The sequence below is a fragment of the Methanobrevibacter wolinii SH genome (assembly GCF_000621965.1).
GTDB classification, from domain to species: Archaea; Methanobacteriota; Methanobacteria; order Methanobacteriales; family Methanobacteriaceae; genus Methanarmilla; species Methanarmilla wolinii.
The window spans coordinates 1-14,348 of the sequence record NZ_JHWX01000007.1 but is presented as its reverse complement, the minus strand read 5'-3'; the positions used below and the strand labels follow the sequence as shown (position 1 = coordinate 14,348).

The following is a 14,348-nucleotide window of genomic DNA, read 5'->3' as shown; positions in this document are numbered from 1 at the left end:
ATAATTTTTAATTATTCTGCTTCTGAAAGTTTTTTAATCAAAAATTCATTTTTGTAGGAAATTTACTATATATATTATAATTTAATCTAAAATTTATATAATTAAATACATTATTTATTATATAATACTATTTTTTATTCAAGAATCAAATAGAAAAATTTTAATTAAATAAATTATATACCATTATTCACATAATTGTATAGATTTTAGTTTAATTTTTTAAACTAAAAATTAGGAAATATTTCATGTAAAAATCTATTTTTTACAGAGTGAACTTTTTAAAATGTTTTTAAAATTCTTATATCGATAAGGTGATTATTATGGATATAAAAAATGTTGTAGTAGCTGGTGGTGGAGTTTTAGGTAGTCAAATTGCATTTCAATCTGCATATAAAGGATTTAATGTAAAAATTTGGCTTAGAAGTGAGGGATCTATTGGAAGAGCTCAACCTAAAATTGACCGTTTAAAAGAAATTTATTTAAATACACTTGAAGCTATGAAAACTAACCCTGTTGCATATTGTAGAGGATTAGCTGATGAAAAAGATTTAAGTGATGAAGAAATTGATAAATTAAAGGAAAATGTTATAACTGCTTATGATAATCTTGTTTTAACAACAAGTTATGAAGAAGTAGGAAAAGATGCAGATCTTGTTATTGAAGCAATTGCTGAAGATCCTAAACAAAAAATTCCTTTTTATGAAGAATTAGCAAAACATCTTCCTGAAAAAACTATTATAGTTACTAATTCTTCAACTAGACTCCCTAGTGAATTTGCAGAATATACTGGTCGTCCTGAAAAATATTTAGCATTACACTTTGCTAATGAGATATGGAAAAATAATACTGCAGAAGTTATGGGTCATCCAGGTACTGATCAAAAATATTATGATGAAGTTGCAGAATTTGCATCTAATATTGGTATGATTCCTTTAAAACTTAAAAAAGAACAACCAGGTTATATATTAAATTCTATGCTTGTTCCATTTTTGAATGCTGGAGAAATGTTATATGCAAAAGGTGTTGCAGATCCTGAAACTATTGATAAAACATGGATGCTCGCAACTGGTGCTCCATCAGGTCCATTTAGAATACTTGATGTTGTTGGATTAGTTACTGCATACAATATTGTAATTATGAATCCAAAGGCTTCTAATCCTGATACTATTCCAGGTAAAATTGCTGCTTTACTTAAAGAAAAAATTGATGCAGGTAAAACTGGTGTAAATGCTGGTGAAGGTTTCTATAAATATTAAATATTTATATTATAAAGCTAGTATAACTCCTTTAATGAGTTTAAGGGTTGGTGAAGTTCTTTATAAATATTAAATTTTAGGAAGAAATTATTTAATTGAAGTAAATCTTTAAATTATTATATTTTTTCCTTTAATTTTTTATTTATTTCATCCTATTTCTGTTAAATAGTAATATTTTACTTTAAATATTTCGATATCGCTTTTTTATATTTATTTTTGAGTTTTTTTTTTTGTTTTGGGGTTTTGTTTTTATATTTATTTTTGAGTTTTTTTTGTTTTGGGGTTTTGTTTCCATATTTTTTTTAAATTTTAATACATTAAAAAATTATTTTTAAATGATTTTAATAATTTTTTAACAATTGTATTATATAACAATGTTTATAATTAAAGAATTATATATAAATATTATTAATGTATTATAATAATAAAATAATGATATTATAAAAAGGTTTTAAATTTATATGGAAGTTTTTTAATATGAAAGCATTATTATTACTAGGTTGTCCTGAGATTTCATCTCAGACACCTATGGCAATGTACACTTGTAGTAAATTAATTGATTTAGGTTATGAAGTAACTATTTCAGCAAATCCTGCAGCAGCTAAATTAGTTAAAGTTTCAGATCCAAAAGGATATTATAAACATAAAAATGTAAATATTGATAATTATCTTGATAAGGTTCAGGATGAAGATTATGATTTAATAATTGGGTTTGTACATAAGGATTCAGCAGCAACTTACTTTATTACTTATTGTACTTTAATGAAAAATACTAAAAAACTTGCTCTTGTATTTAATAGGGATCAATCTCTAGTTGATGAACTTGCAGAAATGGTTGATGAGTCAACAGATGCATATATTGCTACTGCTCGTGCTTATCACAATCCTAATCCTATTAAAGTAAGTTTAAATAAAGCTTTAGATGAAATTTTAAATAATCAATAAAATTTTTTGAATTTTATAAAAAAATAATTTAGAAGTGATAATTATGTCCTTTTGTCTAGATACATATTTACAACAATCTGATGATTATAAAATATTACTTAAACAATCAGGTTTTAAACAATGTGCTCAAGCAGTTAAAGATAATTCTAAACAGTTAGTACATGTTAATGCTGGTGAAAAAGTATTGGGTATTCGATTAATTGGTATACCACCAATACCAGTAGGAATTAATCCTGATAAAAAAACAGTATGTATTACTTATACAAAACCATGTAATGGTACATCAGCTATTGAGTTACCAGTATCTGATGATGATATTGATGATATAAAATCAAAAAGTATTGATTACTAATTTGATTGTTTATTTAATTTTGTTATTAAACGATTATTGGTTTATTTTTAAGTATTGTATTTTATTAAATATCTTATTTTTAGACTATGTTGAAAGGTTATTTTACTTAAAATTTTAATTTTCTAAAATACAATATTTTTAAATTTTATATTAAATTTAAAAAATCTCAACAAAGTCTATTTTTAATATATTTAGAGTTTAGAATTAGTTTTATTATTTTATAATTAATTTTTTTTATTAGGAGGTTATGAAATGTTAACAACTGTTGTTGGTAGTTTTCCATTTGAACTTAAAAATCCAAATAATTTTTCAGATAAAATAAAACACGTATTTGGAGTTTATGATTCTTATAAAATTGCGATTAAGGATATTGTAACTGCAGAACTAAATGCCGGTATTGATATTGTTGGTGATGGTGGTGTTCGTGAAAATATGAATATGATTAATATTTTCTCAAGGCATATGCAAGGTATGAAAATTGAAGGCGGTACAACAGTTATTAAATCTAAAATACTTCCTTCACATAATGATATTACTATTAAAGATATTAACACTGCAAAGAAAGTTCTTGACGATTATATAATTAAACATGAAGATGATTTAACAGAGGAAGAAATAGTTAATAAAGGTGTTAAAGGAATTGTAACTGGTCCTTCTACTATGATTTGTGCTTCTAGAATCGAATCATTTTATAAGAATAAAAATGATGCTATAATTGATTATGCACATGCATTTAATTCTGAATTAAAAGCTATTGAAGAAAAGACTGAAGCTAAATATATTCAAATTGATGAACCTATGTTATCTACAGGGATTGTAGATATGTCTGTTGCACACGAAGCTATTGATATTCTTACAGATGATATTGAGTTACCTATTGCTGTTCATGCGTGTGGCGATATATCTAAAATTTATAAAGATCTTGCTAATTTAAATGTTGATATTTTAGATTTGGAGTTTGCTGGAAATTATGATAATTTTAAAATACTTAAAAATAATATCTCTAAATTTAAAGGTAAAAAATTTGGTTTTGGCTGTTTAAACTCTGCTATAGATCAGGTAGATGATAAGTATAGAACCAGGGACTTAATTCATAAAGCAGTCAATGTCCTTGGAGAAGATAATATAATTCTTGATCCTGATTGCGGTCTTGGTAAATTAAGTCGTGAAAATGCATTTAAAAAACTTCAATTGATGTGCAATTTGAATAAAGAGTTTAATTCTTAATTTTATGATTTATTAATTTTTTTCTAAAATTGTTATTTTTTAGACTTTACTTTTTTAATAAAAATTTTAAATGTTTGTGGGATATTATGGAATATGATTATTTTGATATGGATTCATGGCAAAATTGGGCGGATAACTCTAAACATATGTTTCGTGGAATTGCTGAAGGGGGGAAAATCGGTTTTTTACTTGATGGATTTGATGATTTAATGATTCTTTTGACTGTTGGTGTAGATAATATAAGTGTTTCAGTTATAAATAACCTCACTGATGTTGAACTTGATGCATCATATGCAGATATTGTGTTTACTATTAATCCATCTGATGTTGAGGATATTTTAGAGGATTATGATTTTGAAATATTTAATGAGCTTCTTGAAAAACAGTATATACATCTTTATAATCTTATAGACTTTGAAGCTCTTGATTATAATGGTTATGAACATTTTCTTTCAAGGCTTGGTTTTTATATTGATGGATGTTACTATTGTGGATTATAATTTTTTACATTACACATTTCTTATCTGATTTTTTCTTGAAAAGCATCTGATTTTATATTCAATCCCGTTTTTCATTTATTTTTAGGTATGGTGGTTTTTTGAGAAGTAACTATTCTGATGTTGGACTTATTTTAAATGAAACAGGTTTTTATAATTGAAGTTTTCTCTATTTTTTTTAACTATTTTTAATAATTTTTATTATTAAAAAATAAAACAAGTTTTTTTTATAATTGGAGTTTTCTCTATTTTTTTTAACTATTTTTAACTATTTTTAATAATTTTTATTATTAAAAAATTTTTAGTAATTCTTATTATTGATTATTTATAAACATATATAATAATATAAACTCTATTTAACTATGGATAATATTATTATTTTAATATTTTTTTTTAAAATTTAGAGTTATTAGGTTAATGATATTATGGTTTATGTTGTTGAAAATGATGATATTGCAGATTGCTGGGAAGATCTTGTTAAACTAATTTATTCTAAAGGTCATTTTGTAAATGATGAAAGAGGTTCTCTTACAAAAGAATTATTAAATGTTGTAACAAGAATTAAAACCCCACTTGGAAAACAAAGTAATGGGTTTTTTGGTTTAGGCAAAGAATATGTTAATATTGAAAATATTAAAATTCCTGAAGGTTATTTTTGGGCAGGAGATAGAGTAAAAACATATTCAGAACAATTTTTAAGTAGAGATAATCCTGGATTTGTATATACTTATGGTAGTAGATTAAGAAACCATGAAGATTATCTTTCAGATGAAAAAGATGGAGAAGGTTATACTGGAATAGATCAAATTAAAGTTGCTATTAATAGATTAAAAAATTGTAAAGAATCTCGTAGAGCTATTTCAGTAACTTGGGATCCTCATTTAGATACTGTAAATGAAGAAGTTCCTTGTTTAATTCTTGTTGATTTTAAGATTAGGCATAATAAACTTTATACTACTGGTCTTTGGAGAAGTCATGATATTTATGGAGCATGGTTTGCTAATGCAGTAGGTCTTACTTATTTAGCTCAACATGTTGCTGATGAGGTTGGTGTAGAAATTGCACCTATTACTATTCATTCTATTAGTGCTCATATCTATGAAAATAATTTTGAGGATGCTGAAAGACGTTGTGAGAAAGATAATGATTAATTATTATTTATAACTTAATTTTAGATTTGAATTTCATATTTTTAAGTTTTTTATAAACTTTTATATCTTAAAATAGTTTTTTGGTGATTTAAAATGAAAATTAAGTATAGTACAAGAATAGTAAGTGATATGAATAAATCAATTGATTTTTATAAATTACTTGGTTTTGAAGTTGAAGAGACTATTACTCCTCCAAATGGTTCTTTAATTACCTTGATGAAAGGTGAAGGTGATGTTTTAATAGAACTTATTAAGGATAATGTTAATAGTCCTGGTTTATTTGCTACTGGTATGCTTGTTGATGATATTAATAAAGAGGTTGAATCTTTAAAAAGTAAAGGAATTGAATTTAGTTTAGAACCTACTGAAATATCTGTTGGTTATATGGCAATGTTTCAAGATCCGGATGGAATAAATATTGTTATAATAGAACATACTAAATAATTTTATAGTTATTTATTCTAAATTCAATTTTTATATTTTTTTTAATTAATTATCTTAATTTTATTTTATAGCTATTTAATGACTATATTGTTATTTCTTGAAATTCTTTAAAAAATAAGGTTTTTAATTGACTTTTTATTTTAATTCTTATTATTAAAATAAGATATATAGTTTATTTTAAAAAACTTAATTATTGTAATTATTAAATAAATTATTAATTATTATTTTAGAGTTTTTATTGTGATTAGTATATGGTTTATTTTAAAAACTTAATTATTGTAATTATTAAATAAATTATTAATTATTATTTTAGAGTTTTTATTGTGATTAGTATATGGTTTATTTTAAAAACTTAATTATTGTAATTATTAAATAAATTATTAATTATTATTTTAGAGTTTTTATTATAGGGTTTATTTTAAAAAAAATTCGTTATTACAATTATTAAATAAATCATTAATTAAATTAAATAAATTTTTAAAACTGTGATATTTATGGAAGGTAAAGTTGTTTTTATTGGTGCAGGTCCTGGTGATGTAGAACTTTTAACAATTAAGGGGTATAAAATTATACAAAAAGTAGATGTTATTATATATGCAGGATCACTTGTTAATCCAAAAATATTAGAATATAATGAAAATGATGCGAAAATTTATAATAGTGCATCAATGAATCTAAATGAAACTACAGAAGTTATTAAAAATGCATGTTTTGAAGGTAAATTAGTTGCACGTGTACATACAGGAGATCCATCTATATATGGTGCTATTGCTGAACAAATTAGAGAACTTAAAAAATTAAATATTAATTATGAAGTAATTCCTGGTGTAAGTTCTGTATTTGGTTCTGCTGCTGCACTTGAAACTGAGTTAACTCTTCCAGAAGTTTCTCAAACTGTTATTATTACTCGTCCTGAAGGAAGAACTCCAAAACCTAAAGGTGAAAGTCTTGCAAGTTTATCAAAACATCATGCTACAATGTGTATATTTTTAGGTGTTTCTATGATTGATAAAGTTGTTGATGAACTTCTTGTTGGTTATGAAAAAGATACTCCTATTGCTGTTGTTAAAAAAGCAACTTGGCCTGATCAAGAAATACTTAGGGGAACTCTTGGAGATATTGTAAGTAAAGTTCATGATGCTAATTTTACTAAAACATCTATGATTATTGTTGGTGATGCTTTAGATACTAATGCTGATTTTAATCCATCTAAATTATATGATAAAGATTTTAAACATGAATATAGACATTAAAAGTTCATATATTCTTAAATTAATTATTTTAATATAATTTAAGTAATTAATTTTTTATTAATTTTTTATATTAAAGTATTACTTCATTTTTCTAAAATATATTTTATTCTTTATATTATTTTTTCTTAATTTTTATTATTACTTTTTATTTTATTTCATTTTTTTAAAATATTTATTTTAAACTAATATATTATTTAATTATTGGTTTATAGTTTATTTTTATATTCTTTAGCTATTTTTATTTCTTTTTAAAATTTCAATATCAAGTTAACTTTAATAATTTTAATCATAATTCCAATAAACTTTATATACTATTCTTTATTTATATTATATTGATTATTTCTAAAATAAAGATTTAATTTAGTTTTATTTTATTTGTATTTAATTTAGATTTAATATATTTTAAATTAATTAATTGTTATTTATTAATTTTAAAAATAAAGAAATATTTTAAATTTAATTTATTTAAATTAAAGTAAACTTTATTAATTATGTATTTTTAATAAATTTAGTTTGATTATTTAAAACTTATTTATTAAAAATTTTAGTATTCCTTTTAGATTATCTATTATTTTATTAAATTAATTTATTTTTTAATTTTTAAGTTAATTAGTGGTTAAATTGGAATTATGAAAATTTTTAATAGGTTTTAAGTTTATATATTGTTAAATTGGAGTTATAAGAATTTTTAATAAGTTTTTAAGTTGATTAGTGGTTAAAATGAGATTAAGAGAATTAATAATAAATGAGTATAAAAGAAATGGGATAATTATATTAATCTCAATTGTTTCAATCTTTTTAAGTTTTCTAAAAATAAAATTAGGTTTATTTGATTTTGCATGGATTGGAATTTTATTATGCGGTATTCCTATTATAAAAGATGCAATAATAGGCCTTGTTTTTAATCATGATATTAAAGCAGATGTTTTAGTATCTATAGGTATTATATCATCAATAATTATTGGAGAAGTATTTGCAGCAAGTGTAATTTCTATAATTATGGCAATTGGAGGATATCTTGAAGATTATACTGTAAATAAAACAGAAAATAGTATGAAGTCTCTTTATGATTTAAATCCAATTAATAGTAGAATTATTATTAATTATAATAAAACTAATGAAGAAGAAGTATTTACAGATATTGATGCTGTTAAAGTTGGAGATATTTTAAAAGTTTTACCTGGAGAAACTATTCCTGTTGATGGTATTATAATAAAAGGTAGTACTACAGTAGATGAATCTCCTTTAACTGGTGAAAGTATTCCTCAAGATAAAAAAATAAATTCTAGAATTTTAAGTGGAACTATTAATACTTATGGTACTTTTTATATGAAAGCATTAAAAGAAGGTAAAAATAGTTCTATACAAAATCTTATAAATCTTATTGAAGAAGCAAAACCTGAAAATGCAAATATTGTAAGACAAGCAGATAAATGGGCTACTTGGATTGTATTTATTGCAATAATTATGGCTTTAGGAACTTGGTTAATAACAGGTCAAATAATTCGTGCTGTTACTGTACTTGTTGTATTTTGTCCATGTGGTTTAGTACTTGCAACACCAACTGCAATTGTAGCAGCAAATGGTAATCTTAGTAAATTAGGTATTTTAGTAAGAAATGGTAAAACAATTGAAATATTATCTAAGATTAATAATATTGCTTTTGATAAAACTGGAACATTAACTTATGGAAAACCACGTATTATTAATATTATACCATATGGAAATATTACAAAAGAAGAATTAATTTCTCTTAGTTCATCTATTGAAAAAAATTCTGAACATCCAATTGCTAAATCTATTAATGAAACATTTAAAAAAGATTATAATTTAAACTATCTTAATGTAGATAATTTTAAAATGATTTTAGGTCAAGGAGTTAAAGGAAGATTACTTGATAAAGATTTAAATCAAAAATTAAATGATTATAAAAATAATAATCAAAATGAAATATTTATTGGTAAAAAAGAGTATATCTTAAATTATACTAAAGTTCCTAATGATTTATTAAATAAATATGAAAATTCAACTATTGTATATATTTCTACTAAAAATAAATTTTTAGGTGCTATTGTTCTTTTAGATGTATTAAGATCTGATTCAAAATCAGTGATTAATCAACTAAATAACTTAGGTATTAATTCTATTATGCTTACTGGTGATAACTATAAAACTGCTAAAAGTATTTCATCTCAAGTTAATATAGGGGATTTTAAATCAAATTGTATGCCTGAAGATAAACTTAATATAATTAAAGATTATCAAAATTCAGATAAAAAAATTGCTGTAATTGGTGATGGTATTAATGATGGACCTGCACTTAAAAAAGCAGATGTAGGTATTGCAATGGGTGGAATTGGAAGTGATATTACAGTTAATGCTTCTGATATTACTCTTATAAATGATAATATTAAATATTTACCTCATTTATTTAAGATATCTAGAAAAACATTAAATAAAATAAATTTTAATATTGCTCTTTCATTAGCTATTAATTTTACTGCAATGTTTTTAGCTATTTTTGGAATAATCAATCCAGTAATAGGTGCACTTATTCATAATTTAGGTTCTGTTTTAGTAATAATTAATTCTTCTTTATTACTAAATTATGGTATTAATAATAAAGATAATAAAAGTCATTTATTTAATTTAAATAAGGATTATTTTAAATCTAAAATATAATATCTTTAATTTTTAAATTAAATTTTAATATTATTTTTTTAATTATTTAATTTTTATTCTATATTATTATAAAAATGTTTTAAATTCTTTAAACTTATTTAATTATTACTTAAACTCTTTAATTTTAATAAAAGTAATACTTATTTTTATTTTATTGAATTTAAGTAAAAAAGTATTTAAAAGCTAATGTACAATACTATTATTATACAATAATATTGTATTAACAAAATTTAAATTGTTATTAAATTTTTAATTAATTAAAATTATGTGATATAATGAGTGAAAATAAAACTGGAATTTTACTTCTTTCACATGGAAGTAAATTAGAAGATGGAGCAGTAGTAATTAATGCTTATAAAGATATGTATACTAAAAATCATCCTGATGCTATCGTTGAAGTAGGTTTCATGGAAATTAGAAAACCTTCTATTCCTGATGCTTTTGAAACTTTAAAATCAAAAGGAGATTTAGATAAAATTATTGTTGTTCCTGTTTTCGTTGCTAATGGAATGCATACTAAAAGAGATATTCCTAAAATATTAGGTTTAGAACCAAAAGTTAAAGAAGAACATCATGAACATAGTCATAATGATGAACATCATCATCATCACCATCATCATGATATAGAAACAGTTGATTTTGATGGAGAAATTGTTTTAACTGAACCTTTAGGAATTGATGAAAGAATTTTTGGTATTATTGAAGATAGAATTGATGAAGCTTTATAACTTCATAATTCTTAATTTTTATCTTATTTTAAAACTTAATCATAAACTTTAGATGATTTTTATTAAATTGTGTTATAATTTAGCTATTTTTAAGAAATTATATATTTCATGCTTTTTTTTGAAGTTCTTCTAATTTTTAGAGCACTGTATTTAATTTAATTTTTCAAGTATTAAATTATTATAAAAAATAGAATTTTAACAGACTTTATTTTATTTTAAATTTAAAATTATTTTTAAACTTAATATTGATTTTTAATTATATTCTATTTTTAATGTTTAAATTATTGAATTTTATAATTTTAATTATTCTAAGTACTTTTATGTTTTTAAAAGACAATAATGGAATAATATCTCTAGATTTTTTATTTTCTATTATTATTCTTATTATAATTACAAGTTTATTATTTGGATTTTTATATTCAAATTTATCTAATGTATTTACAATTAAAGAAAATTTAGAGGAGCGCGTAATAGCAGATAATATTTCAGTTTCTATAAATTCAGTATCTTCTAATGAAATAGGGTACTCTAAAATAATTCATTTAAAATCTGATGTAGTAGGTTATCCATATTATATTAAAATTTCAAAATATAATGTTAATGTTTATGATAAATTTAATCGTGGTGAATCAGCTATTTCTCCAATTAATATTAAAACTAAAAATGGTGGAACTCCTCCATATTTTTTAATGAATTCTGGATTTTCTTATAAATTAACAAAAATAGAAGATAATAATATTACATATGTCATGTTTTATCGGGTTTAATTTACAATTGTGGTTTATGTTAGATAGTATAGGATAATTATCTGTGGAGTGTTGGGAGGTATTGTGTTTTATGTTAGATAGTAAAGGACAATTATCTATAGAATATCTTTTTCTTTTAATTATCTTACTTATGATTGTTATAACTAGTATTCAAGTAATATCTGAAGAAAATGAATTAAATATTGCATTGAATTGTGCAAAATCCGGGGCTTATGAGGCAACATTAATTAATAGTATATCTGTTTATTCAATTAAAGAGTATAATAGTTTATATACTAATCGTCATATATTTAATCCAAAAAAAGTTAAAATATTAAAGATTGATTATTATAAGACTAATTATAATAATAGTTTTAAAAAAACAAATATTTTAATAAGGGTTACAGCTACCTCTGATTTTAATCTTAGTCTTAGTGAAAAATCTGTTTTAGGTCAGGTAATAAATAACCGTATAAGAAGATCAATTGTTTATGGTTTTCATAATGAAGATAAAACAGATGCACCATATTATAATATTTGTTATTCTAATAATTTTGTATATAAAACTGATGATGTAGTGTGGGTTTAAATATATTTAAAAGTAAAAAATAGAAATATTTAGAAAAAATTAAAAGTATATAATGAGTTTTTAATTTTTAAAATATGTGCAAGTGATGCATTTCCTGTAAGAATTGGCATATATATAGCAACAAGAATACCTAATATACCAAATATTATACCGATTCCCCAAATAATTTTAACTGCATTTTTTTCTTTAATTGGATGTCTTAAAACTAATCTAATCATAGATTTAAATCCAGTTTCTGGTCTTACTAATTCTTCATTTTCATTAATTTGAGTAGGTTTTTGTTCTGATCTGTTCATTACTCCTGCACTATAAAATTTAAGAGATGCATCAATTATATTTGGAATCATAATAATAAATGCTACAAGTTTCACACGTCCAATAAGTGCAATTACTGCAATTGTAGCACCAATTACTAATGTTCCAGTATCTCCAGGGAAGACTTTTGCAGGTGCTTTATTATAATATAAAAATGCTATAAGTGAACCAAGTAAACTCATACTTAATATTGTAACATCATATTTTCCAAGAATTAAACATGATATTGTAAGTGATATCATTGAAATAATTCCAAGACCTGATTCAATACCATTTAAACCTGCAAGCATATTTGTAAGATTACTTGCTATTGAAACGATTATAGGTATTAAAATTAAATAAAATATTCCACTATTTTTTGGTGCAATCCATATTAATGGTAAACCTGCTAAAAATAGTAATATTAATTTTTCATATGATTTTAATGCAAGTATATCATCAACCATTCCAATCATACCAACAAGTAAAATTACAACAAGTGCAATTGATAACTCAAAGGTTAAATCAGGGTGTAATATTATTCCTATAAATATACCTATAATATAACCAAATAATATTCCTAATCCACCCATTTCTGCTACTAATGGTTTCATACTTTTATGGATATCTTTTCCAACAATATTTGCTTTTTTTAATCTTCTAATAAGATGAGGCATTATTTCTCTTGTTAAAAACCAAGAAACTAAACCACAAATTATGGCTATTACTGTAAGTGGTATTCTTGTAATTGTAAACATTATTTTACCTTTTTATTTTTTCTAATTATAATGGATTATTTAATTTTATTTTAATAAATCTTTTGTTTATTAGCTATTTGAAATTTAATGTTTAATTTTTATTAATTATTAATTATTTAAGTACTCATATTTTTATTAAAAATATTTTATTAATTGTTTTTTTAATATTTTTTAAATTTTTATTAGTTTTTTATTAACTATTATACTCTTATTTTTACTATAATCTTTGTATAAGTTTTTATTTTTTTATTAAAAAAGTCTCTTATTATATCTAATTTTATGCATATATATTTTCCTATTTAATTTTTATAAAAATCCTTATTTTTTCTTTAATTTTTTAAATATTCGATGAAATAAGTTATTTTTAAGTATATTAAAATTTGTTCAAAATTTATTTTTTATTATTTTATTTTTACTTTATTTATATTATTTTTTTTAATTTTTTTAAACAGTGTTTATTATTATTTTTATAAACTTTTTTATTACTTTTTTTTCTAATTTTTATATTTTTAATATTATCTATTGAATTTATTTATTAAGTTTTATTTTTCATTAGATTAGTTGTTTAATTTATTATTAATATTTATTTTATTATTAATTTGATATTAATTTTAATTTATTATTTTTAATAAATTTTAAATTTTTATTTTATTATTAATAGATTTTATTAAATTTTTAATTTTAAGGTAATATTAAAACTTAATTTATGATGTTATTTTATTTAAATATCATTAAATTTAATATTTAATTTAATAACTATTAATTAAATTTTTCTTTTTAATATTTTTATTAGTTTTTGCAATTATATCTATTTGATTTTGAGTGTGTTGTTACTTTCTGTATAGTATGTGCTATGTGTTATATGGCGTTGGTTTAAGTTAAAATGTATAATCACATTATGACTATGATGACTGTTTTTCCACATATAGCAAAATTTTATGTTTATATCAATTACTTATTGTAATTGTTTATTTGTGAGGACCTGATACTTGGTGTTGGGTTTGATGTTGGTTTAGTAGATGTGGTGATATTTGATTGTTGTGTTTTTTTTCTGTTTTTTTTTGGGAAGGAGAATATTTTGCAATTGGATTTTTTTTATGTAATACTCGTCTATAATTCTTTTTTTTATGTACTTCTGTGTGTATGTATGTTTTCTGTCAAATCTGTTTGATCCTGGCAGAAGCTACTGCTATTGGGATTCGATTAAGCCATGCAAGTTGAACGAACTTTTTGGTTCGTGGCGTACGGCTCAGTAACACGTGGATAACCTACCCTTAGGACTGGGATAACTCCGGGAAACTGGGGATAATACTGGATAGGCAATTTTTCCTGTAATGGTTTTTTGTTTAAATGTTTTTTCGCCTAAGGATGGGTCTGCGGCAGATTAGGTTGTTGGTTGGGTAATGGCTTACCAAGCCTATAATCT

At 22.5% G+C, this 14,348-nt stretch carries 13 protein-coding genes and 1 rRNA gene; 13 read left to right on the top strand and 1 reads right to left on the bottom strand.

Going from position 1 to position 14,348, the window contains the following annotated elements:
- Positions 1 to 320: 320 nt before the first annotated feature.
- From T523_RS00070 to T523_RS00015, 12 genes are all read left to right on the top strand, one after another.
- Entirely contained in the window at positions 321 to 1,256 is a 936-nt protein-coding gene (locus T523_RS00070; protein WP_042706813.1) for a 3-hydroxyacyl-CoA dehydrogenase, read from the top strand.
- 477 nt (positions 1,257 to 1,733) lie between these two features.
- Complete coding sequence (locus T523_RS00065) at positions 1,734 to 2,201, top strand: DUF1890 domain-containing protein (protein WP_042706812.1); 468 nt, start codon at positions 1,734 to 1,736, stop codon at positions 2,199 to 2,201.
- Positions 2,202 to 2,244: 43 nt separating this feature from the next.
- Positions 2,245 to 2,553, top strand: coding sequence for a DUF1894 domain-containing protein (locus T523_RS00060; protein ID WP_042706811.1), 309 nt, complete (start codon positions 2,245 to 2,247; stop codon positions 2,551 to 2,553).
- Positions 2,554 to 2,805: 252 nt separating this feature from the next.
- Positions 2,806 to 3,780 (top strand): methionine synthase, encoded by a 975-nt coding sequence (locus T523_RS00055; RefSeq protein ID WP_042706810.1) that lies wholly within the window; start codon positions 2,806 to 2,808, stop codon positions 3,778 to 3,780.
- Positions 3,781 to 3,866: 86 nt separating this feature from the next.
- Positions 3,867 to 4,280, top strand: coding sequence for a hypothetical protein (locus tag T523_RS00050; RefSeq protein ID WP_042706809.1), 414 nt, complete (start codon positions 3,867 to 3,869; stop codon positions 4,278 to 4,280).
- A 422-nt stretch (positions 4,281 to 4,702) separates the two neighbouring features.
- Positions 4,703 to 5,428: a thymidylate synthase gene (locus tag T523_RS00045; protein ID WP_042706808.1), complete on the top strand. Its 726-nt coding sequence runs from the start codon at positions 4,703 to 4,705 to the stop codon at positions 5,426 to 5,428.
- A 93-nt stretch (positions 5,429 to 5,521) separates the two neighbouring features.
- Positions 5,522 to 5,872, top strand: coding sequence for a VOC family protein (locus T523_RS00040; RefSeq protein ID WP_042706807.1), 351 nt, complete (start codon positions 5,522 to 5,524; stop codon positions 5,870 to 5,872).
- A gap of 494 nt (positions 5,873 to 6,366) precedes the next feature.
- Positions 6,367 to 7,125, top strand: coding sequence for a precorrin-4 C(11)-methyltransferase (cobM, locus tag T523_RS00035; protein ID WP_042706805.1), 759 nt, complete (start codon positions 6,367 to 6,369; stop codon positions 7,123 to 7,125).
- Between the two features lie 720 nt (positions 7,126 to 7,845).
- Positions 7,846 to 9,807, top strand: a complete 1,962-nt coding sequence (locus T523_RS00030; protein WP_042706804.1) for a heavy metal translocating P-type ATPase — start codon at positions 7,846 to 7,848, stop codon at positions 9,805 to 9,807.
- 275 nt (positions 9,808 to 10,082) lie between these two features.
- On the top strand, positions 10,083 to 10,535 hold the full coding sequence (cfbA, locus tag T523_RS00025; protein ID WP_394296267.1) for a sirohydrochlorin nickelochelatase: 453 nt from the start codon (positions 10,083 to 10,085) through the stop codon (positions 10,533 to 10,535).
- 320 nt (positions 10,536 to 10,855) lie between these two features.
- On the top strand, positions 10,856 to 11,302 hold the full coding sequence (locus T523_RS00020; protein WP_042706801.1) for a hypothetical protein: 447 nt from the start codon (positions 10,856 to 10,858) through the stop codon (positions 11,300 to 11,302).
- 70 nt (positions 11,303 to 11,372) lie between these two features.
- Positions 11,373 to 11,870 carry a hypothetical protein gene (locus tag T523_RS00015; protein WP_042706800.1) on the top strand — a complete coding sequence of 166 codons (498 nt, stop codon included), beginning with the start codon at positions 11,373 to 11,375 and terminating at the stop codon, positions 11,868 to 11,870.
- Between the two features lie 29 nt (positions 11,871 to 11,899).
- Here T523_RS00015 and T523_RS00010 read toward each other — a convergent pair whose 3' ends face one another.
- On the bottom strand, positions 11,900 to 12,922 hold the full coding sequence (locus tag T523_RS00010; RefSeq protein ID WP_042706799.1) for an MraY family glycosyltransferase: 1,023 nt from the start codon (positions 12,920 to 12,922) through the stop codon (positions 11,900 to 11,902).
- A 1,160-nt stretch (positions 12,923 to 14,082) separates the two neighbouring features.
- On the opposite strand from T523_RS00010, the gene T523_RS00005 reads away from it, so the two are divergent.
- Positions 14,083 to 14,348, top strand: a 16S ribosomal RNA gene (locus tag T523_RS00005); the annotation flags it as partial.